Genomic DNA, 25310 nt, shown 5'->3' with positions numbered 1-25310 from the left:
GCGATCTTTCCGTTTTTGCGTTTCAAACGCCCAAAAAAAAGGCCGCTTTTTCACAAAAGCGGCCTGTCCGAAGTAGTTAAAGACCGCCAGAAATCGGATAAGTTCCGTATACAAAACAGTAACTTGCGAAATTGTATACAAGTCGTGCTATTCGTCGGATTTCAATTGTCACGCTTGTTACACAGCCTCAGGATCGGCGCCGTCATCCCTTTGAGGCTCCTCTATGAAGTTCTCCCAGATTCTCTTGTTGTCCCTTGGCCTGGTCAGTGGTTTTGCGTCTGCAGGCGGCACCACCGAAGCAGGTGTTGGCGGCGCATTGGGCGGGGTTCTTGGCTCGGTCGTCGGTCAGTCTTTAGGCGGCAATACAGGTTCCACCATTGGCGCAGCCTTGGGCGGCGCGGGTGGTAGCGCAGTCGGCGCCGACAAACGCAGCCGTGGCGAAGCAGCCATTGGCGGTGCGTTGGGCGCTGCTGGCGGTAACGTGGTCGGTCGCAGCCTCGGCGGCAGCACGGGCAGCCTGATCGGTTCGGCCGCAGGTGGCGGCGCCGGTGGCGCGCTGGGCAACTACATGGGTAACAAGAGCGATGACGATGATCGTCGCTATGATCGCGGTCGTGATAACCGTCGCTACTACCGCGACGACCACCGTGGTCGCGGCCATGCCTATGGTCACCGCAAGCATCACAAGTATTATCACCACCGCTGATTGCTGATTGGCGGCAGGTAGATCAAAAGATCGCAGCCTGCGGCAGCTCCTACAGGGATTAATGTAGGAACTGCCACAGACTGCGATCTTTTTGCTTTATCCCACCACTAGACGTTCCAGCGCCTGACGCAATTCGCCCGGAATCGGCACCGGCTGATTGCTCGCCCGATCCACGAACACATGCACGAATCGCCCGGCCGCGCAGGCCTCGCTTTCACCGACCTTGAACACCGCCAGTTCGTACTGCACCGAACTGTTGCCCAACTTGCCGACTCGCAATCCGATCTCGATCAGATCCGGGAACGCGATCGAGGCGAAGTAATCACACGCCGAGCTGACCACGAAACCCACCACTTCCCCGTCATGGATATCCAGACCACCGACCTGGATCAGGTATGTGTTCACCGCTGTGTCGAAGAAGCTGTAGTAGGTGACGTTGTTGACGTGACCGTAGGCGTCATTGTCGTGCCAGCGTGTGGTGATGGGCTGGAAGTGCGGGTAGTCGGTGCGTTGAGGCATCGGGTTGGACATTGATCAACGATTCCTGAAGGTATTTGTTGCGAGTCTAATTTAAATCCGTGGCGCGGCCTTCGCGAGCAAGCCCGCTCCCACATTCGGAACGCATTCCAAATGTGGGAGCGAGCCTGCTCGCGAAAGCGTCACCCCAAGCACCCAATCACTCAGCGATCAGCAAACCCCTTCCCCTGCGCCGCCAACTCACCAATCAACCGCGCCGGTTTCCACTGATCGCCCTGCCGCGTCTCCAGCGCCAACAGCCGCTGATGAATATCCGCCAGCCCCTGCTGATCCGCCCACGCCATCGGCCCGCCTTTATCCGCCGGGAAGCCGTAGCCATTCAAATACACCAGATCAATGTCATGGGCAGACTCGGCAATACCTTCTTGGAGAATCTTCGCCCCTTCGTTGACCAATGCCAGCAGGGAGCGCTCGAGAATCTCCTCCGGGCCGATCTCACGGCGCTGAAAGCCCAAGCCTTCGCTGACCTGCAACACCAGCGCATCGACCTCAGGATCATGCTCAGCCTGACGACTGCCCGGCTCGTAATGGTAATAGCCGTTGCCGGACTTCTGCCCGAATCGACCCATTTCGCACAAGCGATTATCCACCTGCACCTCTGGCGCATCCTGGCCCTTGCCGGCCAACTCGCGCGCGCGCCATTCCAGATCGATGCCAACCACGTCGTACATGCGAAACGGCCCCATGGCGAAACCGAAACCTTGCAACGCGGCATCGACCTGCTGTGGATAAGCGCCTTCAAGCAACATCTTGCGCGCCTCGAGCACATACGGATGCAGCATGCGGTTGCCGATAAAACCATGGCAGTTGCCCGAGACCACGCTGACTTTGCCCATGCGCTTGCCCAGGATCAGTGCGGCGTCCAGAGCTGCTGGTGAGGTCTGCGCGCCGCGAACGATTTCCAGCAGTTTCATGATGTGCGCCGGGCTGAAAAAATGCAGGCCCAGCACTTGTTCCGGACGTTTTGTCGCCGCCGCAATCGCATCGATATCCAGTGCCGACGTATTGCTCGCCAAAAAGGCTTCAGGCTTCAGCAAGCCATCCAGCTCGCGGAAGATCCTCTGCTTCAGTTCAAGATTCTCGTACACCGCTTCGATCACCAGATCGACATTGCGAATCGCCGCGTAATCCGCCGCCGCACTGACCCGGGCGATACGCGCATCAGCCTCGGCCTGATCAATGCGCCCCTGCCGCACATTGTGTGCATAGGTGTCAGCAACGGTGACGAGTGCCTGCTCAAGCATCTGTGGGTTGTTATCTACCCACTGCACTGTCACGCCGGCATTGGCCAGGCACATGACGATGCCACGGCCCATGGTGCCCGCGCCGATCACGGCGGCCTGCTGAATATCGAAGGATGTCTGGCTCATATTGTTCTCTTGTTGGCGATCCAAAGACTGGTCTCACCATAGTCAGCCGACGACGTTTTTTGAAGTTTATTACCGTGATGATCGACATTCAGCGGATGGATAGAGCCCTTGTCTTGATGAACTCATGTAGGAGCTGCCGAAGGCTGCGATCTTTTGAGCTTGAAAAAAATCAACATCAAAAGATCGCAGCCTTCGGCAGCTCCTACAAGGGTTAGAGGTGGTCTTGCGCCCAGCTGCGCACCTCGGCGTAGGGGTATTCTTCCAGTGCCGCATACCCGGGAATCGCCCGCGCTTTGAGCTTGGTAAACAGCGGCACGCTGATCCCGCACAAAAACCGTGTCAACCGCTCCGCCGTCGGAACGCTGCCCGTATGTTGTTCGTGCCTGTGGATAAAATCACCACACAGCGTCGCGAAGTTTTTATCCACAAGCGGCGGCAATTCCGGCGGCGCCGGCAAGCGTGCAACCTGCCCATGACACACCGAACAATGCCCACAACGCTCGGGCGCATCGTGGTCACCGAAGTACTCGGCCAGTCGATAACCCAAACACCGCTCGGTGGCGAAAACCTCCAGCATCGCGTGAATCCGCGCCACTTCGGTCTGTTCATGTCGAGTGAAGTAATCGTGCAACTCGCCACTCAACACGTCACTGTCAAAGTCGCTGTGCAGCAGGCTGTAGACCTCGGTCATCTGCTTGCTTTCAAGCTCGACCCAGCCCTTCTCCTGAAAATAATCCAGCGCCGTCACCACGCGATTACGCTCGGCTGAATACTGTTCGTACATCGCGTCGAAACTCACCGTCGCCCATGTGCGTGCGCGATTTGAGGTCTGGATAATCGCCGCGACAAAATCCCTGCGCTCACCCTCGAAACGCGAGAGCAGCGCGTCCGGCTCCACCAAGTACTTGAAACGGTATTCGGCGTAGTAGGCATAGCGCGGCGCGATCAAGCCACGCAGCTCCAGTTGCACCAATAATGTCTTCAGCGGCAACGAACGAATGTTGCTTTGATCCGCCAACGGCCCGAGCAAAAACTCCCACTGCCCGTCCGGCACCGAAGCCTTCAGTTCGTCGAGCACATAACGAATGCCTTCACGCTCCGGCGTGTCGCCGTAGACAAAGTTTTCCAGCACGTTGAGGCTGTCGCGGTTGGCCAGCACCAGACAGTCCGAGGGCTGCCCGTCTCGCCCGGCGCGGCCGATTTCCTGACTGTAGTTTTCGATGGATTTGGGCAGGTCGAAGTGCACCACATTGCGGATGTCACTCTTATCGATGCCCATGCCGAACGCGATGGTCGCGACGATGCAATTGGACTGCCCGGCCATGAAACGTTTCTGGATGCCTTCACGTTTATCGTGGGGCAAACCGGCGTGATACGCCTCGGCCTGAATGCCGTTGCGTTCAAGGTGTTCGGCGATGTGTTCAGCGGTTTTCTGCAAGGTCACGTAGACGATGCTGGGCTGCCCCGGGCGCTCACTCATCCACTCCACCAGACGCCGACGTTTGTCCTGACCGCGAACCGGTTCCACCAACAGATTGAGGTTGGGCCGGTAGAAACCAGTGGTCACCACATCCTCTGGAGCGATGGCGAATTTGCTCTGCATGTCGACGATGACTTTCGGCGTCGCAGTAGCCGTCAGCAGTAGGGTTTGCGGGATGTTGAACTGCCGTTGATAGTCCGGCAGCTTGAGGTAGTCGGGACGGAAATTGTGGCCCCACTCGGAGATACAGTGCGCCTCGTCCACCACCAGTAGCGAGATCGGCACCTGCTGCAAAAAGTTGCGGAAGCGCTCGTTCTTCAAGCGCTCCACCGAGATCATCAGGATCTTCAATTCACCCGTTCGAGCACGCGCCATCACGTCATTGGCGTCTTCGCGGCTCTGCGCCGAATCGATGCTGCCGGCCGAAATACCATGGCGTTGCAGGAACGCCAATTGATCCTGCATCAGCGCCAGCAATGGCGAGACCACCAGCGTCAGGTGCGGCAGCAACAACGCCGATATTTGATAGCAAAGGGACTTGCCGGAGCCGGTGGGAAAAATCGCCGCCGCCGAGCGCCCGGCCAGCACCGCGCTGATCGCGGCCTCTTGTCCGGGACGAAACTGTGGAAAACCAAAAACCTGTTCCAGGGTGTTGTGCATTCGCTGTCACTCCTTTGACCGCTGCCATGCCAACAGCCTAGCCGGCGATCGCAACGAGTCGAGAAAAGGTCGGGGCCAAATCGATTCGGAATGATACAGCGGTCACGCAAATTCTGTGGGAGCAGCCTGCACACCCGCCGTTTTCCCTTTAAGCGCGTGTCTGACGTTTGGAAACGCCCTACAGATTCTGTCGCACACCATACCGCCGTGTACGGCGAATTACCTGACAAGCAGGTAGGAATTTTCCGCGTAGAGGTTTTGCCTCGAACAAGCCGAAAAATCACGTAGGGAAAATCCGTAAAACCCGGAAAAACCCTACAAACACTGTCCATTGCGGCCGTCTTGTCCCGCTGCGCAACGCCCTTCTATAGTGGCCGGCGCGGCTGAAAGCACTCTGTCGGCCGACCCGAGCGTCTTCGAACAGGACAAGCCTCACCATGATCGACCGTTACCAGCCACTCAAAACCTGCTACAGCGAAAAACCCGTGATGTTGATCGACACCGCCGCCAGTCACAGCGATTTGCTCGATGCCGCCGATCAACGCTTGCGCGCCGCCAGTGATCTGCTGGAAACACTTTACTGTATGTGCTTCAAACAGGCCGATGCGAAAGATATACCGCATATCGTCAATGCGCTTTATTTATTGGTGCAAGATGGCTGCGACCTGCTGCAAGTTGCCAAGCTGCAACTTAAATAAAAACCCCAACACAAATTTTCAAACCCGGATACAACCCGGCGCTTTATTAATGAGTGGGACGCACACTAACTTGTTGGCTCTTATATCCAACAAGGCCAACATCATGACAGTCGTCACTATATTTTTTTGCGGCACAGGTTCTAACAAGTTCGATACCCAACATGAAAACTTCTGGGACGGCGAACTGGTTTCCACCCTTGCCTCGCACCATACAGGCCGCGAGTTCGCTGAATGGATCGTCGTTGACGGCCCCGGCAGCGGCAACCTGCAGGCCGATGATCTATTCACCGAGAACAAAGACTACGGCCTAAGCGGCACGCTGTTCGGCAAGGGCTGGGAAGAAAACGTTCAGCACGCCATGAACATCATAAAAGGCCAATGTGAATGGCAACGTGAACAACTGACCGAAGCCGAATATAACCGACTTAAAGCCGCCGGCATTCCCATTGAAGATGTAAAAGTCGAAGGCTCTTGGTTCTGGCGTAAATATAACTACGGCGACCGCAGCGTCACCCAGCAGAAGTTACAGGAACAAATCATCAAGACTTTCCGTAAAGATGGCGTTATTCCGACCACGGTTAACCTGGTAGGCTGGAGTCGTGGCGGTATTAGTTGCCACATGCTGGCCAACGCGATGCTCAAGGACAGCGCATTGAAAAATATCCCAGTGAATATTTTTGCCATTGACCCGGTGCCGGGCATCGCCAACTTTCAGGAGCAACGCGTCAAACTCGGCAGCAACGTCAAAGAGTACGTTGGCGTCTACGCCCGCGACGAGCGCTCCAAAGGTTTCAACTGCGTGATCCCGCAGACCGCCACCGACACCAAAACCTCCATTTATCCAGTGGCCGGTCGCCACGCTACCCTCGCGGGCAACGCCACTTCCACTGGCGGGGTGCCGACCAATGCCAGCGACCTGAAAGTGCTGACCGAACCCGGCCGCATCGTTCGCCACCTGGCTGAGATCTGCCTGAAGCGCTGGGGCACAACACTCGACAAAACCCTCAACCTGACCCAGACCGACCTGGAAAACCTCACCAACGGCATCGCCCGCGACGAGGCCAGATATCAATTAATGCACAACTATTCCTACACCTACTTCACCGAACTGGATCAGGGCGAACGTTATGTTTCCCTCGGCAGCAAAGGCGTGCCGTTCTCGACTGTGAAAGGCCCGATTTACCAACCGGCTACGGGGTTGGCGACGAGTTTGCTGGATATTTCGGCGTATGTGCATTTGCGTTGAAAAACGTTGAAGGATCGGTAGGAACGTCCGATGCAATCTTCGTCCCGTTCCTACAAGGACAGACCGCTTTGTCGACTATCGGGATTTGAGGGCGCGAATCTATAGTTGTGACTGTCGCTGCCAACCAGCGACTCGGGCTTGGTCACCCGTATTAGATGTGCATTCACAGTCGTTGTATGCTGCTGGCGCTTCTTTGTGTCAGCACGCTCTATGGCGGCTGTGTTCGGGACGTCTTCGGGCGTGCCGGTTGTGAATGCCTCATCGGTTGACCAACCCGAACGCAGTCCGCCACCTATCGCTTGGTCACGGTAGGAGGGGATTCTCCTGACGCAATACGAGGCAAAAACAATGAAAACATGGAATCAATTCACCACTGATCGTTACCGAACACTCGAATCCAATCTCACTGACACCAACCCACTGATCATCGACACAGAAGCCAACCCGCAAGACATCCTCGAATGCGCCGTCCAGCGCTTACGCGCATCAAGCGACCTGCTACGCACCCTCTACTGCCTCAACTTCAAACAAGCCGACGTCGAAGACATCCCCCACATCACCCACGCCCTCTATCTGCTGACGCAGGATGGTTGTGATCTGCTGCAAGTTGCCCAGCAGCAAATGCTCAACTGGAAAGCTCCGGCTTAAAAATCCCCCACACCAGAGAGCATGAATGCTCGAAAACCAATGTCCAAAGAAGGAGTTGAATTTTGCAAACTACTATTGATTGCGTACGATGGGAGCCACTGTTCAATCAAGGGCTCATCTTCATGACCACTGAAACTATTGATCACAGCACCCTCGCTCGCTTGATTGAAAACGGGTCAGTCAGCAGCACAAATATCGTCGCTCAACCGGGTGGCTGGTCGATTCAAATTTTGCAGGGAAGAAAAGAATGCTCGCTGGCAGCACAGCGTAGTGGTCAGGTACGACTGTTCAAGCGGCTTGAAACGCTGGTGAGCTACTTGCGGGGAATGGGCATCAGCCACTTCAATGTAGATGCCTCCAGTTACGACCCGCAGCAACTGAAAACCTACGCTCGGCCTGATCGTGCCGAAGCAATGAAACAGGCCCACGAGGCGGCCGCTTATGAGGAATGGTTCAAGCGTCAGGTGCAACTCAGCATTGATGACCCAAGGCCGAGCATCAGCGATGAAGACAGCCGCCGAATATTTGCAGCCAAACGCGATGCTCTCCGTCAACGAGCGCGCTGATGAAGTTGGTCTGGCGCCCCGAGGCGCATGACGACCGAGACCGGATCATGGATCGCATTAGTCAGGACAACCCTGTTGCAGCGGCCGATCTCGACGAAATATTCGAATCAAAAGGGGAAGTCGCTCGACAGCGCCCGACCTTGTACAGAAAGGGCAGGGTTGAAGGCACACGAGAAATCGTTGCAGCTTCTAATTACATCATCGTCTACATGCTTAAAGATGAATGCGTGCAAGTGCTGCGAATAATGCATGCCCGGCAGCAGTGGCCCTGACCAATCAAAAAGAGCCGATAAGACCCCAACTGCCAGATCAACCACACACCTGCAATTATTCTGGCGTTTTGACCCACCTAGCGAAGGAATATTAGCGTTATGGCCAGAAAAACCGCACCGCTGCTCCCAAGGATCGCACGCTTACTAGTCGATTTTGGTGAGCGCTTGGAACTCGCCCGGCTGCGACGCAGACTCACAGCGAAGCAGGTCGCCGAGCGTGCAGGAATGTCTGTCATGGCTTTGCGGTCGCTGGAATCGGGCAGTTCGGGCGTAACAATGGGAGCTTACTTGGCAGTGATGCAAGTTTTGGGGTTAGAGCAGGATCTGACGCTACTGGGCGCCACGGATAAACTCGGCAATCGAATGCAGAATGCCAAGCTTCTCTGCTCTAGAAATTCCTCAAGCAACAAATCCGCGAGAGAACTAAAACGCGAGATCCAAAAAGTTAAAAAAATTCCGACGTCAAAGACGAGTGTTCTTGATGCGGCACTCGTTAGCGAGGATCGTCTAGAAGCCTTCCCGCTGAATACTCATTCACTGTCTGCACTGCTGATGAAAAATCGACAACGAACCCCATGATGAAAAGCCGGCCAAAAAAAGCCGCCCCGAAGGGCGGCTTTTTCATTCACATCAAACCAATCTTACAACTTCGGCCCGGCAGCCTTGATCGCGTCGCTCACTTCGAACTTCTTGAAGTTCTCGATGAACAGACCGGCCAGTGCTTTGGCAGCCTCGTCGTACGCAGCCTTGTCAGCCCAGGTGTTGCGTGGGTTGAGCAGGTTGGTTTCAACGCCCGGTACGGCCAGTGGCACGTCGAGGTTGATGGTGTCGAGGTGTTCGGTGTCAGCACCGATCAGTGCGCCGCTCTGGATCGCTGCGATCACCGCGCGGGTGGTCGGGATGTTGAAGCGTTTGCCGACGCCGTAGCCGCCGCCGGTCCAGCCGGTGTTGACCAGGTAGACCTTGGAACCGAAACCGCGGATGCGCTTGATCAGCAGCTCTGCGTATTCGCCAGCCGGGCGCGGGAAGAACGGCGCGCCGAAGCAGGTGGAGAAGGTCGACTTGATGCCGCTGCCGGAACCCATTTCAGTCGAGCCCACCAGTGCGGTGTAGCCGGACAGGAAGTGGTAGGCCGCTTGTTCTTCGTTGAGGATCGACACTGGCGGCAGCACGCCGGTCAGGTCGCAGGTCAGGAAAATCACCGCGTTTGGCTCGCCACCGAGGTTCTGCTCGGAACGCTTGGCAACGTGCTCCAGCGGGTAAGCGGCGCGGCTGTTCTGGGTCAGGCTGACATCGGCGTAGTCGGCGTGCTTGGCGTCGTCGATAACGACGTTTTCCAGTACAGCACCGTGCTTGATGGCTTTCCAGATAACCGGCTCGTTCTTCTCGGAGAGGTCGATGCACTTGGCATAGCAACCGCCTTCGATGTTGAACACCACGCCTTCGCCCCAGCCGTGTTCGTCGTCACCGATCAGGTAACGGCTTTCGTCGGCCGACAGGGTGGTTTTACCGGTGCCCGACAGACCGAAGAACAGGGTCACGTCGCCTTCTTCGCCGATGTTGGCAGCGCAGTGCATCGGCAGCACGTCAGCGGCCGGCAGCAGGAAGTTCTGCACGGAGAACATGGCTTTCTTCATCTCACCGGCGTAACGCATGCCGGCGATCAGCACTTTTTTCTGTGCGAAGTTGAGGATCACGCAACCGTCGGAGTTGGTGCCATCACGCTCAGGCACGCACTCGAAGTTGGCCACGTTGAGCACTTGCCACTCTTCACGACCGGCCGGGTTGTACTGGGCCGGGTTGATGAACAGGCAACGACCGAACAGATTCTGCCAGGCAGTCTGGGTGGTCATCTTCACGGCCAGGTAGTGATCTTCAGCTGCGCCTACATGCACGTGGGAAACGAAGTGCTCTTGCGCGTTGTTGAACGCCTCGACACGAGCCCACAGCGCGTCGAACTTGTCGGCCGGGAACTTGCGGTTGATCGGGCCCCAGGCGATAGCAGCCTGGGTGGAAGGCTCTTCAACGATGAAACGGTCAACAGGCGAACGACCGGTGCGGTGACCAGTGCGAACAACCAGAGCGCCGGTATCGGCAAGCTCGCCCTCACCGCGATTCAAGGCTTCTTTTACCAGATCATCGACACTCAGATCGGTGTACACGGCGTTATTGGCTTGCGTCATGAGATTCCCCGTCGGCCAGTGGCCGAGTGTGCTCCAAACGTTTTGTAGTAGAAAGTCGTGCACTACTACCGCGACAAAAAGTGGGCCGGATTATGCCAGAAACGCCCAAAAAGAGTAGGGCCCTCCCGTCGTAACGGCGTAATTGCGCGTTTGAGCAGTGAATTTACCTGCGCTGAACCGTTTTAGTGCCGGGTGTCGGATGGCGTGTCGACACCGGCGCCAGCGAACAATTGAGCGATATCAGCTGCATCGAACAGGTAGCGCTCGTTGCAAAACTGGCAATCGATCTCGACGGTGCCACCCTGTTCGGCGACCAACGCTTGCGCATCTTCCAGACCCAGACTGACCAGCGCATTGCCCGAACGATCCCGCGAGCAGCTGCAACGGAAGCGCAGATTCTGCACATCGAACAGACGCACCTGCTCTTCGTGGTAAAGGCGATGCAGCACGGTTTCGTTGTCCAGGCTAAGCAATTCATCGGCGGTCAGGGTGGTGGCCAGCGCGGTGATGTGCTGCCAACTGGCGGCGCGATCTTCTTCGTCTTTCAGACGATCGGCCGGCAATTGCTGCAGGAGCAAACCACGGGCGCGACGACCGTCGGCGAACAGCTTGAAGCGCGTACCGACCTGTTGTGACATGACGAAATAGTTGGTGAAGCAATCGGACAGGGTTTCGCCGTCGAGGTCGACAATGCCCTGGTAGCGCTGGCCGACAGTCGGGTCGACGGTCAGGGCCAGAACACCGTTCGGCATCAGGTCGGCGAGGGTCGCGTCCGCGGCGATCTGGTCGGCGTGATAACGCGCCAGACCACGGATGTCGCGGTCGCTGGAGCACTCGATCATCAGCATCGGGATCGGGCCTTCGGAACGCGCCTGCAGAATCAGCAGTCCATCGAACTTGAGGGTGCCCACCAGCAACGAGGCGGCGGCCATCAGCTCGCCCAGCAATTGCGCAATCGGCTCCGGGTACGGGTGCTTGGCGAGGACTTCGGCGTAGCTGCGCTCAAGCGCGACCAGTTCGCCACGGGTGTCGCTGTCATCAAAGATGAAGCGTTGGGTGAAATCGGTATCCGGTAGGTCGGTCATAGGTCTGGGTATCTGAAAGTGGTGACAAAATGGTTACAAGACGTGAAAATTTGCGCTTCTTGGCACCCCTTTTGGTGCCGACTGCTTTGCCATGGGAGGCATTTTATGAACAATCCGGGTTTGTTCCAATCAAGGTGGAACCTCGGCCGGCTGGTTCTGTGCAACGTGGTGCCATTAGCACTACTGGCTTTCTGGTTATGGCCTACGGGCAACGCGCTGTGTGTGATTTTCGACGAGTGGCTGTTTCGCTCACTCAATACACCGCTGGCCAGCAACCCCATATGGCTCCACATCTGGGCAATTGCAAGTATGCGTCCGTTCGACATCGTCGTTGGCCTGATCCTGCTGACGCTGCTGATCAAGGGCGACTGGGTGTTCAAGGCGATTGACGTGCGCCGGGCTTTTTTCGGTTTTCTGTCGATTCTGTTGTTGATGGTGGTGATTCGCGCACTGTTTTCCAAGTTCGCCGACTCTATGGATTGGCAGCACAGCAGTCCGTCGATGGTGCTTGAGGGCGCCGTGCACATCAGCGACTACTTCCCGGATCTGGAAAAAACCTGGGAAATTAAAGATCGGTCCAGCCAGAGTTTCCCCGGTGATCACGCCTCGGTGTTGTTGATCTGGGCGCTGTTCATGGGCGTGTTCAGCCGTACGGTCGGGCAATTTTTGACGGTGTGGGGTTTGGCGGTGTTGTTCATGTTGCCGCGACTGGTGGCCGGTGCGCATTGGGGTCAGGACGATTACATCGGTGGGGTTTTGCTGGCGGTGTGGGCGTTGGGCTGGGGTTATTACACGCCGTTCGCGTATCACGCGGCGAATATCTGGTTGAAGGTGACGGCGCCGGTTTTTGCGCTGCTGGGCAAGTTGCCGGTGGTGTCGCGGATGAGTGTGGTGCGTAGCGCCTGATACCGCGTTGACTCCGGCGAGTGCCATGCACTCGATTCGCGAGCAAGCCCGCTCCCACAATTGACCGCATTCCTTCCGTTGAAATGCAATCCAATGTGGGAGCGGGCTTGCTCGCGAAGAGGCCGGCACCAACAACGCAAAAACTTCGCTCTCACTCGTCGTGGCTGCTGCCACGAAACTTGAACAAATCCCGCCGCTGTTTCTTGCTCGGTTTGCCATCGGTGCTCATGCCCAACGCGCCCGCCTTGCGCATCGCCGCGGCCGCCTCACGTTTGGCAACACTCTCAGCAGTCTCCGCGTACAACGTCTGCGCCTCGGGCGCACCGCGGCGCACGATCGACAGCGCCTCGACCTTCACCGTACGCACTTCGAACCCCATACGAATCTCGAACTCATCGCCAATGCGTGGCTCTTTGCCAGGCTTGCAGCGCTCACCCCGACAATGCACCTTGCCACTCTCGATGGCGGCTTTGGCCAACGCGCGAGTCTTGTAGAAACGTGCGGCCCACAGCCACTTGTCGAGACGAATCTTGTCGTCCTCTTCCTGTTTTTGCGCCATATGAATTCCTCGGTCAGCCAGTAGTCGGAACTGTACTACCGTTTCTGTCGGGCGCAACAACTCGGCCCTCCAGATAGACTGTGATCCAGGCCGGTTCATCGGCACGGAGAGATCGAGTGACAAAATTTCCATCTTCATTAACTTCGCCCAAGGCCGGTTGCCAAGGCTGCCAGCAAAGCGAGCCGCTGGGCTTCGAGTTTGCCTTCGCCTATCAACCGATCGTCGATCTGCGCGATCAGTCGATCTTCGCCAACGAAGCGCTGGTACGCGGTGTGGCCGGTGAAGGCGCGTTTACCGTGTTGGATCAAGTTACAGAAGACAACCGCTACCGTTTCGACCAGCTCTGCCGAACCCGCGCCATCGAAGGCGCGGCCACTCTAAATATGCAGACACACTTGTCGATCAACTTCATGCCCAACGCGGTCTATCGTCCAGAGTTATGCATTCGCAGCACTCTGGAGGCGGCAAAAAAACACAATTTCCCGATCGACCGATTGATTTTCGAAACCCTGGAAAGCGAGCACGTAGATAACTATCGCCATTTGACCAATATTCTGCGTGAATACCGCGAATTCGGCTTCAAAACCGCCATCGATGATTTCGGTGCCGGTTATTCGGGGCTCAATCTGCTGGCTGATTTCCAACCGGATCTGATCAAACTCGACATGGCGCTGATCCGCGATGTCGATCGCGACCGTGTTCGTCAGGCGATCGTTCGGGGGATTGTCACAATCTGTGCGGAGTTGAACGTTACAGTCATTGCCGAAGGCATTGAGAGCGCCGGTGAACGGGATTTCCTGGCGGACTGTGAAATATTTCTGATGCAAGGCTACTGGTTCGCCAGACCTGCATTCAAAGCGTTGGCCCAGGTAGCACCTGAGGCCTGGACGCGTTAATCGTTGGTTTTTATCTATTGAAGACATTTGACCATTTGACCGTTGTCGGTCTGCGCGAGTGGGTGGCGCTCCCGGATTTGGGAGTCGCGGGCCTGCGGGCGAAAATCGACACCGGTGCCAGCACCTCCAGTCTGCACGCCACCGATATCGAACCGTTCGAACGCGACGGCGAAAAGTGGGTGCGTTTCACCGCGCACCTGGGCACGGTGGTGCAGTTACGTCACCGCCGCTGCGAAGCGCCGCTGGTGACGCGCAAAACCATTAAAAGCTCCAACGGCCATGCGCAGGTGCGCTACGTGATAAGCACCACCCTGGCCTTGGGTGATCGGGTCTGGCCGGTCGAGTTCACCCTCGCCTGCCGCAAGTCCATGCGTTATCGCCTGTTACTCGGTTCCAAAGCCCTGATCGACGGCCAGTTGGTGGTCAATCCGGGTATCAAATATGTACAAGACAAGCCGGTGTTCCCGGTATCTACCTCCTCCACAGGTGTTGCATGAAGATCGCTGTGCTGTCGCGGAACCCGCGTCTGTATTCCACCCGCCGTCTGGTCGAAGCCGGAACCGAGCGCGGGCATGAAATGGTAGTGATCGACACGTTGCGCGCCTACATGAACATCGCCAGCCACAAGCCGCAGATCCACTATCGCGGCAAACCGCTGGAAGGTTTCGACGCGGTGATTCCGCGGATCGGTGCGTCGGTGACGTTCTATGGCTGCGCCGTGTTGCGTCAGTTTGAAATGATGGGGGTGTTCCCGCTCAACGAATCGGTGGCGATTGCCCGCTCCCGGGACAAATTGCGTTCGCTGCAATTGCTCTCGCGTCGCGGCATCGGTTTGCCAGTGACCGGGTTTGCTCACTCGCCGGATGACATTCCCGATTTGATCGACATGGTCAACGGCGCGCCGCTGGTGATCAAAGTGCTCGAAGGCACCCAAGGCATCGGTGTGGTGCTGTGCGAAACCGCGACTGCCGCGGAATCGGTGATCGAGGCGTTCATGGGCCTGAAGCAGAACATCATGGTGCAGGAGTACATCAAGGAAGCGGGCGGCGCGGATATTCGTTGCTTCGTGGTCGGCGACAAGGTGATCGCGGCGATGAAGCGTCAGGCGAAACCGGGTGAGTTCCGTTCCAATCTGCACCGTGGCGGCAGCGCGAGCCTGATCAAGATCACGCCGGAAGAACGCATGACCGCGTTGCGTGCGGCGAAGGTCATGGGCCTGGCGGTGGCGGGTGTGGATATTCTGCGTTCCAATCACGGGCCGCTGGTGATGGAAGTGAACTCGTCGCCGGGGCTGGAGGGGATTGAGACCACCACCGGGAAGAATGTGGCGGGGATCATCATTGAGCATCTGGAAAAGAATGGTGGGCCGAATATGACGCGCACCAAAGGCAAGGGCTAAATGCAAAAGATCGCAGCCTGCGGCAGCTCCTACAGGAAACGCATTTCCATGTAGGAGCTGCCGCAGGCTGCGATCTTTTTTTCAGCCGTTAAACGGCATCCCGCGGCAACATCAACCCCAACGGCAACCTGACTCGCGCTTCCAATCCACCCCCGGACCGATTGCGCAGCTCAACATTTCCGCCATGCATCGAAGCAATCCGCTTCACAATCGCCAGACCCAAGCCAGTACCCTTCCCGCCCCGAGCACGATCGCCGCGAGTAAACGGATTAAAGATCGCCTCGAGCTCTGAAGGATCAATCCCCGCCCCACGATCCATCACGCTCAGCACCACATACGGCGCGCTGACGTCACCGCTCACATAAGCCGCAACTTCCACGCTGCTGCCGGCATGATTCAGGGCGTTGCCGATCAGGTTATTGAGCAAGCGCTTCATCGAAACCCGGCGCAACGGAAACGGCTGAATCGGCTCCAGACGCAAACGGACTTTCTCTTCATTCTGGTTGTAAGGCGCTGCCACCTCACGCACCAGATCGCTGAGATCGACCTCTTCCACGGACTCGTCACGACCATCACGAATAAATGCGAGGAACTGGTCGAGAATCGCGTCCATGTCTTCGATGTCACGCACCATGTCGTCGGTCAGGTCGTTGCGATCGCCCATCAATTCCAGCGACAGTCGCAATCTGGTCAACGGTGTGCGCAAATCGTGGGAAACCCCCGCCAGCATCAACTCGCGCTCGCGTCCGGCCTGCTCGACGTCTTCGGCCATCTGGTTGAACGCGCGATACACCTCGGTCATTTCGCTCGGCGTATCGCTGATCGGCAGACGCACACTGCGGCCCTGACCGAGTTGCCGCGCAGCGAAGACCAAGCGTTTCAACGGCTGATTGAGCTGACTGACGAAAATCCACGCCGACGCCGTCGACAGCAAACCGATGGCGAGGAACCAGCCGAGCACGTTCCAGATTTTCTGGCCGCGCAAGGGATGCGGGTACAACGGTACTTTCAGCCAGCCATCACCGAGGCTCGGCGCGCGAACCCACAGCGCCGGCGGCGAATGCATGCGCAAGCGCACTTCGGTGTCGGCGCCCAGCTCCGCCTGCATCTGCCGCTGGTAGATTTCGCTATACGGCCAGTGCTGTTCGCCTTCCGGCACGCCAGCGCCGACCACGCGGATCAGGGTCGCGGCATCAGCGATCTTCGCGCGGTTTTCTTCGTCGGCGGCCCAATAGGCGCGCAGCGTCAGAGCGACGCCGTGGCTGTATTGACGATCCACCAGCACGTCCTCGTTCATCAATAGATAAACCAGGGTCAGCGCTTTGGAAAACAGCACGACGATAAGCACCAGCCAGAGGGTGCGGGAGAAAAAACTTTGGGGGAACCAGACGGGGGTTTTCATGAATAACCGCTACACACTTGCAGGAGCGAGCAATGCTCGCATATTGCGGATTGCGAGTCTGCGGGCCGGGTCATTCAACCCGGGCCCGACAGACCCGCTCCTACAAATCGCCGATCACTTGGTGGCGGCGCCATCCGGTACGAACACGTAGCCCACGCCCCAGACAGTCTGGATGTAGCGCGGCTTGGATGGATCGGGTTCGATCATCCGGCGCAGACGCGAGATCTGTACGTCGATGGAACGCTCGAGGGCATCCCACTCGCGGCCACGGGCCAGGTTCATCAGCTTGTCGCGGGTCAGTGGCTGACGCGCGTTCATCACCAGAGCCTTGAGTACCGCAAACTCACCGGTGGTGAGCATGTGCACTTCGTCGCCGCGCTTCAGTTCGCGGGTGGCCAGCGACAATACGTAATCACCGAAGGTGACGTTTTCGTCTTCGCTGCCCGGCGCGCCCGGCACCGGTGCGGCCTGACGGCGCAGAACGGCTTTGACCCGGGCCATCAGCTCGTCCGGGTTGAACGGCTTGGCCAGATAATCGTCGGCGCCCAGCTCCAGGCCCTTGATGCGGCTGATCTCATCGCCCTTGGCGGTGAGCATGATGATCGGGATCTGATTGTTCGCGGCGCGCAGGCGGCGGCAAGCGGTCAGGCCGTCTTCACCCGGCAGCATCAGGTCGAGTACGACCAGATTGAACACTTCACGCGACAACAGACGATCCATCTGTTCGGTGTTCGGAACGGTACGGGCGCGGTAGCCCTTGCTGACGAAGAAACGTTCCAGCAGGCTGCTCAGCCCCGGATCGTCATCAACGATAAGAATTTTTTCGCCTTCAGCAGTTTGTGCAGTGCTGCTCATTAGATGCTCCTTTTAGCTCGGCGCGCATTATGGCGTAGCTGCCGTTATACGCACCGTGTGCATTGTTAGCAGATTTTTCCTTCACTGCCAGAAAACCGGGGTTTATGCCTACAGACTGCAACACCCCCGAATGGCAGAACGCTGGTTATAATGCGCGGCGTTTTGTGCCAGGCAACGTCTGAATCGTTACCGCAGGTGATCGCCGGTTTTTTTCATGGCAACCGCAGTAATTGTTCGATTTCACGGGTCAATGGGGTGCCTTTTGACCCAGGCAGCGGCCATCTTCATGCCGCTCAACCAGACTCCGGGCCTTTATTTTCGCGCCTGCGAGCCTGCTTTCACAATATGTCAGGTGGTTTTATGGACAGCATCAACAGCCGCATCGCCGAGGAACTCGGCGTACGCCCACAACAGGTCGAAGCGGCCGTCGCGCTACTCGATGAAGGCTCAACCGTTCCCTTCATCGCCCGTTACCGGAAAGAAGTCACCGGCAGCCTCGATGACACCCAGTTGCGTCACCTGGAAGAGCGCCTGCGCTACCTGCGAGAACTCGACGAACGGCGCATCAGCATCCTCGCCAGCATCGAAGAGCAAGGCAAACTCACCCCGCAACTTGAGCGCGACATCAAGCTTGCCGACACCAAAACCCGCCTCGAAGACTTGTACTTGCCGTACAAGCAGAAGCGCCGCACCAAGGGCCAGATCGCCCTGGAAGCCGGCCTCGGCGACCTCGCGGATGGCCTGTTCAACGACCCGAACCTGGCCCCGGAAACCGAAGCGGCACGTTTCGTCGACGCCGAAAAAGGCGTGGCCGATGTCAAGGCTGCCCTCGAAGGCGCCAAATACATCCTCATGGAACGCTTCGCCGAAGACGCCAGCCTGCTGGAAAAACTGCGTAACTACCTGAAACAGGAAGCCACCCTCAGTGCCCGCGTTATCGCTGGCAAAGAAGAGGAAGGCGCCAAGTTCCGCGACTACTTCGAACACGACGAACCACTGAAAAGCATGCCGTCGCACCGCGCGCTCGCCATTTTCCGTGGCCGCAACGAAGGCATCCTCAGCTCCGCGCTGAAAGTCGGCGACGAGCTGCCGGGCACCATGCACCCGTGCGAAGGCATGATCGGCCAGCAATTCAACATCCAGAACCAGAACCGCCCGGCCGACAAATGGCTCGGCGAAGTGGTGCGCTGGACGTGGAAGGTCAAGCTCTACACGCACCTGGAAACCGACCTGCTCGGCGAGTTGCGTGACGGCGCCGAAACCGAGGCGATCAACGTGTTCGCCCACAACCTGCACGACCTGCTGCTGGCCGCACCGGCCGGCCCGCGCGCTACTCTGGGCCTCGACCCGGGCCTGCGTACCGGTTGCAAGGTGGCCGTGGTCGATTCGACCGGCAAGATGCTCGACCATGCCACGGTTTACCCGCACGTGCCGCACAACAAGTGGGATCAGACCATCGCCATTCTGGCCGCCCTGTGCGCTAAGCACTCGGTTGACCTGATCGCCATCGGCAACGGCACCGCCAGCCGCGAAACCGACAAACTGGCGATCGAGCTGATCAAAAAATACCCAGCGATGAAAATGACCAAGGTCATGGTTTCCGAGGCCGGCGCATCGGTGTACTCGGCATCGGAACTGGCGGCCAAGGAATTCCCGGATCTCGACGTATCGATCCGTGGCGCCGTGTCCATCGCCCGTCGTCTGCAGGATCCACTGGCAGAACTGGTGAAAATCGATCCGAAATCCATCGGTGTCGGCCAGTACCAGCACGACGTTTCGCAGCTGAAACTGGCGCGTGGTCTGGATGCAGTGGTTGAAGACTGTGTGAACGCCGTCGGCGTGGACGTGAACACCGCTTCGGTAGCGCTGCTGGCGCGTATCTCCGGCCTCAACTCGACGCTGGCGCAGAACATCGTCGCTCACCGCGATGAGCACGGCGCGTTCAAAACCCGTGCAGCCCTGAAGAAAGTCGCGCGTCTGGGCGAAAAAACCTTCGAACAGGCGGCCGGTTTCTTGCGCGTGATGAACGGCGACAACCCGCTGGATTCCTCGGCGGTTCACCCGGAAGCCTATCCGCTGGTGCAGCGCATTGCCGCTGAAACCGACCGCGACATCCGTTCGCTGATCGGCGATGCAAGCTTCCTCAAGCGTCTGGATCCGAAGAAGTTCACCGACGAGACCTTCGGTCTGCCCACCGTCACCGACATTCTGCAAGAGCTGGAAAAACCGGGCCGCGACCCGCGTCCGGAGTTCAAGACAGCCGAGTTCCAGGAAGGCGTTGAAGACCTGAAAGACCTGCAATTGGGGATGATCCTTGAAGGCGTGGTCACCAACGTGACTGCATTCGGTGCCTTCGTCGACATCGGTGTGCATCAGGACGGTCTGGTGCACATCTCGGCGCTGTCGGAGAAATTCATCAAGGATCCACGCGAAGCGGTGAAGGCCGGTGACGTGGTGAAAGTGAAGGTCATGGAAGTCGATATCCCGCGCAAACGCGTTGGCCTGTCGATGCGCATGGGCGACACCCCGGGCGAGAAGATCGACGGTGCGCGTGGCTCGCGTCCGGGCTCGGCGCAGCGCCAGCCTTCGAACAATGCGCCACGCAAGGAAACCGCCACCGCCGCGCCGGTGAACAATGCGATGGCCTCGCTGTTCGCCAACGCCAAGCAATTGAAGAAACGCTGATGGAGATTCCGGCCGGGCTCGTCGAGAGCGCGTTTTTCAAGCTGTTGGGCTGCCGCCTGCACAGCCTGGAAACCGGGGTGGCGCAAGTCGCCCTGGTGCTGGAACCGGAACTGCGCAATCGCGGCGGCAAATTGCACGGTGGCGCGCTGTTCAGTCTGGTCGACATTGCCATGGGGCTGGCCTGTTCCAGCACTCATGGCTTCGATCAGCAGAGCGCGACCATCGAGTGCAAGATCAACTATATCCGCGCCGTTTCCGACGGCGAGGTCATGTGCACGGCGCGGGTCATCCACCCGGGCCGCCGCACGTTGGTGGTTGAAGCCGACGTGATGCAGGGCGACAAACTGGTCGCAAAAGCACAAGGCACGTTCGCTGTCCTGTAGCTAGACGCCATCAATTTGAGTTAATTTCGGCGCAACGAATCCTGTGGGAGCGAGCTTGCTCGCGAAGGCGGTGTGTCAGGCATCTGAAATGTTGACTGATAAACCCTCTTCGCGAGCAAGCTCGCTCCCACAGGGATTGTGCAGTTCCTGACTGACCGGCAAATGGCCTGCCGCAACAAAACCAGGCGATAACGCCAGTTTCAACTTCACCCTTGTAGACCGTCCTGCCCACCCCCATATTGGGGCGACTGACGCGTGAAGGAATCCAAATTGAGCGAACTTCTCAACCGCCGCCTGGCTCTGCTCGGCGAGCGCGCTAACCTCTCTCTGCTCGAGCAGTGCCTGCACGGTATCGAACGTGAATGCCTGCGCGTGACCAGCGAAGGTCGCCTGGCGCAAACGCCGCACCCCGAAGCCTTGGGTTCCGCGCTGACCAACGAACAAATCACCACCGACTACTCCGAGTCGCTGCTGGAATTCATCACGCCCGCCCTGCCCGACCCGGCTGATACGCTGGCGAGCCTGGACAAGATTCACCGTTTTGCCTACAGCAAACTCGGCAACGAGTACCTGTGGAGTCCATCGATGCCGTGCCCGTTGCCGGCCGAGGAAGACATCCCGATCGCCTATTACGGCACCTCCAACATCGGTCAGCTCAAGTACGTTTACCGCAAGGGCCTGGCCCTGCGTTACGGCAAGACCATGCAGTGCATTGCCGGGATTCACTACAACTTCTCCCTGCCGGAAAAGCTCTGGCCGCTGCTGCGTGAAACCGAAGGGTTTGTCGGCACGGATCGCGATTTCCAGTCGTTTTCCTACATCGCGCTGATCCGTAACTTCCGTCGCTACAGCTGGCTGCTGATGTACCTGTTCGGTGCTTCGCCTGCGCTGGACGCCGGATTCCTGCGTGGTCGTTCGCATCAACTCGAACAACTCGATCCGGACACCCTGTATCTGCCGTACGCGACCAGCCTGCGCATGAGCGACCTCGGTTACCAGAGCAACGCTCAGGCCGGTCTGACGCCGTGCTACAACGATCTGGCGAGTTACACCGACAGCCTGCGCAAAGCCGTGGCCACGCCGTACGCGCCGTATGTTGAAGTCGGCACGCACAAGGATGGTGAGTGGGTTCAGCTCAACACCAACATCCTGCAGATCGAAAACGAGTACTACTCCAACATCCGCCCGAAACGCGTGACCTACACCGGCGAGCGGCCGATTCAGGCACTGGTGGCGCGTGGCATTCAGTACGTCGAAGTGCGTTGTCTGGACATCAACCCGTTCCTGCCGATGGGCATCGACCTCACCGAGTCGCGCTTCCTCGATTCGTTCCTGCTGTTCTGCGCGCTGAACGATAGCCCGCTGCTGACCAACACCTCGTGCGGCAACGCCACGTCGAACTTCCTCAGCGTGGTCAAGGAAGGTCGCCGTCCGGGTCTGGAGTTGCAACGTGACGGTGAGTCGGTCGAGATGAAGACCTGGGCTGCCGAACTGCTGGAACAAATCGCGCCACTGGCGGCGTTGCTGGATCAGAGCCATGGCGGCGATGCGCACAGCAAGGCGCTGGATACGCAACTGGCCAAGGTCAGCGATCCGTCCCTGACACCGTCCGCGCAGGTTTTGGCGGCGATGGCTGAGCATAAGGAAAGCTTTGCGCAGTTCTCGTTGCGTCAGAGTCAGGCGCACGCGGAGTTCTTCCGTAGCGAGCCTTTGTCGGCGGATGAGCAGGCGAAGTTTGAGGAGCTGGCGCGTACTTCGCTGGCAGCGCAGGCTGAGCTGGAGCAGAACGAGGTTGGGGATTTTGATGTGTTTGTTGGGTCGTATCAGGCGAGTATTTTGGCGATCAGCAATTAAGCGTTGTCAGTAAAAAGATCGCAGCCTTCGGCAGCTCCTACATGGGAACGAGATTGATCGTTCCCACGCTCCGCGTGGTAACGCCTCAAGGGACGCTCCGCGTCCAGGTGACGCAGAGCGTCACCGGCTGCATTCCCACGCAGAGCGTGGGGACGATCTGCTCCCTCGCTCTTAGATTTTTCCGCTCATAAGCTCATTCGAAAAAGTTATTTATTTACTGATTCTTAGATCATTTAGTCTCCTTTCACGCCGACGCTCGGTCGCCTGATATGGAGCTCTTCAATGAAACTGAATTTCCCGCTTCGCCTGCTCGCCGTAGCCTCTCTGGCTGCCGCGAGTTTTCTGGCTCAGGCCGCCGACCTCACCGTCGCCTACCAAACCACCGTTGACCCGGCGAAAGTCGCTCAGGCCGACGGCGCTTACGAAAAAGCCACCAAAGCCGACATTGCCTGGCGCAAGTTCGACAACGGCGCCGACATCATCGCCGCCATCGCTTCCGGCGACGTGCAGATTGGCTACCTCGGTTCGAGCCCGCTGACCGCCGCGATCACCCGCAAAGTCCCGGTCGAAACCTTCCTCATCGCCACTCAGATCGGCGCCGCCGAAGCACTGGTCGCGCGCGACGGTTCCGGCATCAAGACCCCGCAGGATCTGGTCGGCAAGAAAATCGCCGTGCCATTCGTATCGACCGGTCACTACAGCCTGCTCGCCGCGTTGAAGCACTGGAACATCGATCCATCGAAAGTCACCATCCTCAACCTCGCGCCCCCAGCCATCGTTGCTGCGTGGAAACGCGGCGACATCGACGCCACTTACGTTTGGGATCCGGCACTCGGCGTGGCCAAGGAAAACGGCAAAGTGCTGATCACCTCCGGCGAACTGGCCAAGTTTGGCGCGCCGACTTTCGATGCGTGGATCGTGCGCAAAGACTTCGCCGAGAAGCACCCGGAAATCGTCACCGCATTCGCCAAGGTTACCCTCGACGCCTACGCCGACTACCGCAAAGACCCGAAAGCCTGGCTCGCCGATCAATCCAACGTCGACAAATTGGTGAAACTCTCTGGCGCCAAGGCCAGCGACATCCCATTGCTGCTGCAAGGCAACGTCTACCCGCTCGCAGCTGATCAGGTCGTCACCCTCGGCGCGCCGACCACCAAAGCCATCACCGACACCGCTGCGTTTCTCAAGGAGCAAGGCAAGGTCGAAGCCGTTCTGCCGGACTACGCGCCCTACGTCAGCGCCAAATTCATCACCAACTGATCGGGAGTTAACCGCGATGGCCTTGCTACAGCTGGAGCGCATCAGCGCACAGTACCCGGGCAGCCCCGAACCGGTGCTGGCGGATATTTCTCTGACCCTGGGGCCTCAGCAATTGCTGGTCGCCCTCGGCCCGTCCGGCAGTGGCAAGACTTCGCTGTTGAACCTGATTGCCGGTTTCGTCGAACCGAGCGCCGGGCGCATCACCCTCGACGGCGTGCCGGTCAAAGGCCCAAGCGCCGAACGTGGCGTGGTGTTCCAGGACGACGCGTTGCTGCCTTGGCAGGACGTGTTGGCCAACGTCGCATTCGGTCTGGAACTGGCCGGTGTCGCCAGGGACAAGCGCGAAAAGATCGCCCGCGAAATGCTCGCGCTGGTCGATCTTTCCGGTTTCGAAAGCCGCCGCATTTGGCAACTCTCCGGTGGCCAGAAACAGCGTGTCGGCCTCGCCCGCGCCCTTGCCGCTGACCCGCGCGTATTGCTGATGGACGAACCCTTCGGCGCGCTCGATGCGTTCACTCGCGAACAGATGCAAGAGCTGTTGCTGCAAGTCTGGCAACGCACCGCCAAGCCGGTTTTCCTGATTACCCATGACATTGAAGAAGCGGTGTTCCTCGCCACTGACCTGATTCTGCTCGCGCCGAATCCGGGGCAGATCGTTGAGCGTCTGCACCTGGATTTCGGTCAGCGTTACGCCGCTGGCGAGTCCGCCCGCGCGATCAAATCCGATCCGCGCTTTATCGAAACCCGCGAACACGTGCTGAGCAAAGTGTTCTCGCAACGCAGCGCCGGGCAACGGCAGGAGCGCGCATGAGCAGTTACGACGTTTCCTCGGCGGCGGTAAAACCGGTTAGCGCATCGGTGGTGATTCCGGTGCGCCGCAGCCTCAGCACGCGCTGGATCAGCCTGTTGACGCTGTTCACTTTGGTGGCGATCTGGTGGGCAGTGACTGCCACCGGTCTGATCGAACCGCTGTTCCTGCCGCCGCCGTCCGCCGTGCTGCAAAAGGGCTGGTTGCTGGCGACCACCGGTTACATGGATTCGACGTTGTGGCAGCACCTTGGTGCGAGCCTGAGCCGCATCGGTCTGGGTCTGGGTTTTGCGATTCTGACCGCTGTGCCGGTGGGCATTGCGATCGGCGCCAACCGCATCGCCCGTGGTGTGCTCGATCCGCTGATCGAGTTCTACCGCCCGATCCCACCGTTGGCTTATCTGCCGCTGATTGTGATCTGGTGCGGCATCGGCGAGTTGTCGAAAGTGCTGTTGATTTATCTGGCGATTTTCGCGCCGATTGCCATTGCTACCGCCACTGGTGTGCGCACGGTTGATCCGGCGAAATTGCGCGCGGCGCAGTCGTTGGGTGCGACGCGCTTGCAGCTGATTCGCCATGTGATTTTGCCGAGCGCGTTGCCGGACATTCTCACTGGTGTGCGCATTGGTCTGGGGGTTGGTTGGTCGACGTTGGTTGCTGCCGAATTGATCGCTGCCACCAGCGGCTTGGGCTTTATGGTGCAATCGGCCGCGCAATTCCTGGTCACCGATGTCGTGGTGCTGGGGATTCTGGTCATCGCCCTGATCGCCTTCGCCATGGAAATGGGCCTGCGCGCCCTGCAACGCAAACTGGTGCCGTGGCACGGCCAGGCCCACTAAAACATCTTTTTGA

General features: G+C 58.4%; 25 protein-coding genes. 17 read left to right on the top strand and 8 right to left on the bottom strand.

Annotation, left to right across the window (positions count from 1 at the left end):
* Positions 1–223: 223 nt before the first annotated feature.
* The gene (locus tag GVL50_RS05375; RefSeq protein WP_159812015.1) at positions 224–706 is read left to right on the top strand and encodes a glycine zipper domain-containing protein; all 483 of its coding nucleotides are present in this window, start codon (positions 224–226) and stop codon (positions 704–706) included.
* Between the two features lie 96 nt (positions 707–802).
* On the opposite strand, the gene GVL50_RS05370 is transcribed toward GVL50_RS05375, so the two are convergent.
* From GVL50_RS05370 to GVL50_RS05360, 3 genes are all read right to left on the bottom strand, one after another.
* Entirely contained in the window at positions 803–1237 is a 435-nt protein-coding gene (locus GVL50_RS05370; protein WP_159812014.1) for a thioesterase family protein, read from the bottom strand.
* A gap of 149 nt (positions 1238–1386) precedes the next feature.
* Positions 1387–2613: a 3-hydroxyacyl-CoA dehydrogenase gene (locus GVL50_RS05365; protein ID WP_159812013.1), complete on the bottom strand. Its 1227-nt coding sequence runs from the start codon at positions 2611–2613 to the stop codon at positions 1387–1389.
* Positions 2614–2824: 211 nt separating this feature from the next.
* Positions 2825–4753, bottom strand: coding sequence for an ATP-dependent DNA helicase RecQ (locus GVL50_RS05360; RefSeq protein ID WP_159812012.1), 1929 nt, complete (start codon positions 4751–4753; stop codon positions 2825–2827).
* 437 nt (positions 4754–5190) lie between these two features.
* Between GVL50_RS05360 and GVL50_RS05355 the strand changes: the two genes are divergently transcribed.
* From GVL50_RS05355 to GVL50_RS05330, 6 genes are all read left to right on the top strand, one after another.
* Positions 5191–5451, top strand: coding sequence for a hypothetical protein (locus GVL50_RS05355; RefSeq protein ID WP_053116537.1), 261 nt, complete (start codon positions 5191–5193; stop codon positions 5449–5451).
* Between the two features lie 103 nt (positions 5452–5554).
* Positions 5555–6697 carry a hypothetical protein gene (locus GVL50_RS05350; RefSeq protein WP_159812011.1) on the top strand — a complete coding sequence of 381 codons (1143 nt, stop codon included), beginning with the start codon at positions 5555–5557 and terminating at the stop codon, positions 6695–6697.
* A 348-nt stretch (positions 6698–7045) separates the two neighbouring features.
* Positions 7046–7345 carry a hypothetical protein gene (locus tag GVL50_RS05345; protein ID WP_053116536.1) on the top strand — a complete coding sequence of 100 codons (300 nt, stop codon included), beginning with the start codon at positions 7046–7048 and terminating at the stop codon, positions 7343–7345.
* A 122-nt stretch (positions 7346–7467) separates the two neighbouring features.
* A complete protein-coding gene (locus GVL50_RS05340; RefSeq protein WP_159812010.1) occupies positions 7468–7911 on the top strand; it encodes a hypothetical protein in 444 nt (147 codons plus the stop codon).
* The gene (locus tag GVL50_RS05335) at positions 7911–8183 is read left to right on the top strand and encodes a type II toxin-antitoxin system RelE/ParE family toxin (RefSeq protein ID WP_159812009.1); all 273 of its coding nucleotides are present in this window, start codon (positions 7911–7913) and stop codon (positions 8181–8183) included. The genes GVL50_RS05340 and GVL50_RS05335 overlap by 1 nt, the downstream gene beginning before the upstream one ends.
* A gap of 99 nt (positions 8184–8282) precedes the next feature.
* On the top strand, positions 8283–8762 hold the full coding sequence (locus GVL50_RS05330) for a helix-turn-helix domain-containing protein (protein WP_159812008.1): 480 nt from the start codon (positions 8283–8285) through the stop codon (positions 8760–8762).
* 62 nt (positions 8763–8824) lie between these two features.
* Here the strand turns inward: GVL50_RS05330 and GVL50_RS05325 are convergent, their stop codons facing one another.
* Together GVL50_RS05325 and hslO are read right to left on the bottom strand one after the other, a co-directional pair.
* Positions 8825–10366, bottom strand: a complete 1542-nt coding sequence (locus GVL50_RS05325) for a phosphoenolpyruvate carboxykinase (protein WP_053116533.1) — start codon at positions 10364–10366, stop codon at positions 8825–8827.
* Positions 10367–10548: 182 nt separating this feature from the next.
* Positions 10549–11451: an Hsp33 family molecular chaperone HslO gene (gene hslO, locus GVL50_RS05320; protein WP_159812007.1), complete on the bottom strand. Its 903-nt coding sequence runs from the start codon at positions 11449–11451 to the stop codon at positions 10549–10551.
* A 105-nt stretch (positions 11452–11556) separates the two neighbouring features.
* Between hslO and GVL50_RS05315 the strand changes: the two genes are divergently transcribed.
* Positions 11557–12357, top strand: coding sequence for a phosphatase PAP2 family protein (locus tag GVL50_RS05315; protein ID WP_159812006.1), 801 nt, complete (start codon positions 11557–11559; stop codon positions 12355–12357).
* A gap of 151 nt (positions 12358–12508) precedes the next feature.
* Here GVL50_RS05315 and GVL50_RS05310 read toward each other — a convergent pair whose 3' ends face one another.
* Complete coding sequence (locus GVL50_RS05310) at positions 12509–12916, bottom strand: RNA-binding S4 domain-containing protein (protein WP_159812005.1); 408 nt, start codon at positions 12914–12916, stop codon at positions 12509–12511.
* 116 nt (positions 12917–13032) lie between these two features.
* On the opposite strand from GVL50_RS05310, the gene GVL50_RS05305 reads away from it, so the two are divergent.
* The 3 genes from GVL50_RS05305 to rimK all read left to right on the top strand — a co-directional run bounded on the left by GVL50_RS05305 (position 13033) and on the right by rimK (position 15211).
* Positions 13033–13812 (top strand): EAL domain-containing protein, encoded by a 780-nt coding sequence (locus GVL50_RS05305; RefSeq protein WP_159812004.1) that lies wholly within the window; start codon positions 13033–13035, stop codon positions 13810–13812.
* 77 nt (positions 13813–13889) lie between these two features.
* The gene (locus GVL50_RS05300; RefSeq protein ID WP_231982547.1) at positions 13890–14309 is read left to right on the top strand and encodes an ATP-dependent zinc protease; all 420 of its coding nucleotides are present in this window, start codon (positions 13890–13892) and stop codon (positions 14307–14309) included.
* Positions 14306–15211 carry a 30S ribosomal protein S6--L-glutamate ligase gene (gene rimK / locus GVL50_RS05295; protein WP_007949201.1) on the top strand — a complete coding sequence of 302 codons (906 nt, stop codon included), beginning with the start codon at positions 14306–14308 and terminating at the stop codon, positions 15209–15211. Before GVL50_RS05300 ends, rimK begins: the two co-directional genes overlap by 4 nt.
* Positions 15212–15299: 88 nt before the next feature.
* Here the strand turns inward: rimK and GVL50_RS05290 are convergent, their stop codons facing one another.
* On the bottom strand, positions 15300–16613 hold the full coding sequence (locus GVL50_RS05290) for an ATP-binding protein (RefSeq protein WP_053116529.1): 1314 nt from the start codon (positions 16611–16613) through the stop codon (positions 15300–15302).
* Positions 16614–16727: 114 nt separating this feature from the next.
* Complete coding sequence (gene ompR, locus GVL50_RS05285) at positions 16728–17468, bottom strand: two-component system response regulator OmpR (RefSeq protein WP_008080479.1); 741 nt, start codon at positions 17466–17468, stop codon at positions 16728–16730.
* Between the two features lie 360 nt (positions 17469–17828).
* On the opposite strand from ompR, the gene GVL50_RS05280 reads away from it, so the two are divergent.
* From GVL50_RS05280 to tauC, 6 genes are all read left to right on the top strand, one after another.
* Positions 17829–20153, top strand: coding sequence for a Tex family protein (locus tag GVL50_RS05280; protein ID WP_159812003.1), 2325 nt, complete (start codon positions 17829–17831; stop codon positions 20151–20153).
* Complete coding sequence (locus tag GVL50_RS05275; protein WP_053116527.1) at positions 20153–20536, top strand: PaaI family thioesterase; 384 nt, start codon at positions 20153–20155, stop codon at positions 20534–20536. Before GVL50_RS05280 ends, GVL50_RS05275 begins: the two co-directional genes overlap by 1 nt.
* 270 nt (positions 20537–20806) lie before the next feature.
* Positions 20807–22390 (top strand): glutamate--cysteine ligase, encoded by a 1584-nt coding sequence (gene gshA, locus GVL50_RS05270; protein ID WP_159812002.1) that lies wholly within the window; start codon positions 20807–20809, stop codon positions 22388–22390.
* 282 nt (positions 22391–22672) lie between these two features.
* Positions 22673–23650 carry a taurine ABC transporter substrate-binding protein gene (tauA, locus tag GVL50_RS05265; RefSeq protein WP_159812001.1) on the top strand — a complete coding sequence of 326 codons (978 nt, stop codon included), beginning with the start codon at positions 22673–22675 and terminating at the stop codon, positions 23648–23650.
* 16 nt (positions 23651–23666) lie between these two features.
* Positions 23667–24461, top strand: coding sequence for a taurine ABC transporter ATP-binding subunit (gene tauB / locus GVL50_RS05260; RefSeq protein ID WP_159812000.1), 795 nt, complete (start codon positions 23667–23669; stop codon positions 24459–24461).
* Positions 24458–25297: a taurine ABC transporter permease TauC gene (gene tauC / locus GVL50_RS05255; RefSeq protein ID WP_053116523.1), complete on the top strand. Its 840-nt coding sequence runs from the start codon at positions 24458–24460 to the stop codon at positions 25295–25297. Before tauB ends, tauC begins: the two co-directional genes overlap by 4 nt.
* Positions 25298–25310: the final 13 nt, after the last annotated feature.

Origin of the sequence: Pseudomonas sp. 18058 (genome assembly GCF_902706155.1) — a bacterium.
Classification (GTDB): Bacteria; Pseudomonadota; Gammaproteobacteria; order Pseudomonadales; family Pseudomonadaceae; genus Aquipseudomonas; species Aquipseudomonas rustica.
The sequence above is the reverse complement of the archived record's forward strand: the minus strand, read 5'-3'. Positions and strand labels throughout refer to the sequence as shown.

Coding starts and splice junctions, on each gene's coding strand:
- GVL50_RS05375 (WP_159812015.1), top strand. CDS start 224: ATGAAGTTCTCCCAGATTCTCTTGTTGTCCCTTGGCCTGGTCAGTGGT.
- GVL50_RS05370 (WP_159812014.1), bottom strand. CDS start 1,237: ATGTCCAACCCGATGCCTCAACGCACCGACTACCCGCACTTCCAGCCC.
- GVL50_RS05365 (WP_159812013.1), bottom strand. CDS start 2,613: ATGAGCCAGACATCCTTCGATATTCAGCAGGCCGCCGTGATCGGCGCG.
- GVL50_RS05360 (WP_159812012.1), bottom strand. CDS start 4,753: ATGCACAACACCCTGGAACAGGTTTTTGGTTTTCCACAGTTTCGTCCC.
- GVL50_RS05355 (WP_053116537.1), top strand. CDS start 5,191: ATGATCGACCGTTACCAGCCACTCAAAACCTGCTACAGCGAAAAACCC.
- GVL50_RS05350 (WP_159812011.1), top strand. CDS start 5,555: ATGACAGTCGTCACTATATTTTTTTGCGGCACAGGTTCTAACAAGTTC.
- GVL50_RS05345 (WP_053116536.1), top strand. CDS start 7,046: ATGAAAACATGGAATCAATTCACCACTGATCGTTACCGAACACTCGAA.
- GVL50_RS05340 (WP_159812010.1), top strand. CDS start 7,468: ATGACCACTGAAACTATTGATCACAGCACCCTCGCTCGCTTGATTGAA.
- GVL50_RS05335 (WP_159812009.1), top strand. CDS start 7,911: ATGAAGTTGGTCTGGCGCCCCGAGGCGCATGACGACCGAGACCGGATC.
- GVL50_RS05330 (WP_159812008.1), top strand. CDS start 8,283: ATGGCCAGAAAAACCGCACCGCTGCTCCCAAGGATCGCACGCTTACTA.
- GVL50_RS05325 (WP_053116533.1), bottom strand. CDS start 10,366: ATGACGCAAGCCAATAACGCCGTGTACACCGATCTGAGTGTCGATGAT.
- hslO (WP_159812007.1), bottom strand. CDS start 11,451: ATGACCGACCTACCGGATACCGATTTCACCCAACGCTTCATCTTTGAT.
- GVL50_RS05315 (WP_159812006.1), top strand. CDS start 11,557: ATGAACAATCCGGGTTTGTTCCAATCAAGGTGGAACCTCGGCCGGCTG.
- GVL50_RS05310 (WP_159812005.1), bottom strand. CDS start 12,916: ATGGCGCAAAAACAGGAAGAGGACGACAAGATTCGTCTCGACAAGTGG.
- rimK (WP_007949201.1), top strand. CDS start 14,306: ATGAAGATCGCTGTGCTGTCGCGGAACCCGCGTCTGTATTCCACCCGC.
- GVL50_RS05290 (WP_053116529.1), bottom strand. CDS start 16,613: ATGAAAACCCCCGTCTGGTTCCCCCAAAGTTTTTTCTCCCGCACCCTC.
- ompR (WP_008080479.1), bottom strand. CDS start 17,468: ATGAGCAGCACTGCACAAACTGCTGAAGGCGAAAAAATTCTTATCGTT.
- GVL50_RS05280 (WP_159812003.1), top strand. CDS start 17,829: ATGGACAGCATCAACAGCCGCATCGCCGAGGAACTCGGCGTACGCCCA.
- GVL50_RS05275 (WP_053116527.1), top strand. CDS start 20,153: ATGGAGATTCCGGCCGGGCTCGTCGAGAGCGCGTTTTTCAAGCTGTTG.
- tauA (WP_159812001.1), top strand. CDS start 22,673: ATGAAACTGAATTTCCCGCTTCGCCTGCTCGCCGTAGCCTCTCTGGCT.
- tauB (WP_159812000.1), top strand. CDS start 23,667: ATGGCCTTGCTACAGCTGGAGCGCATCAGCGCACAGTACCCGGGCAGC.
- tauC (WP_053116523.1), top strand. CDS start 24,458: ATGAGCAGTTACGACGTTTCCTCGGCGGCGGTAAAACCGGTTAGCGCA.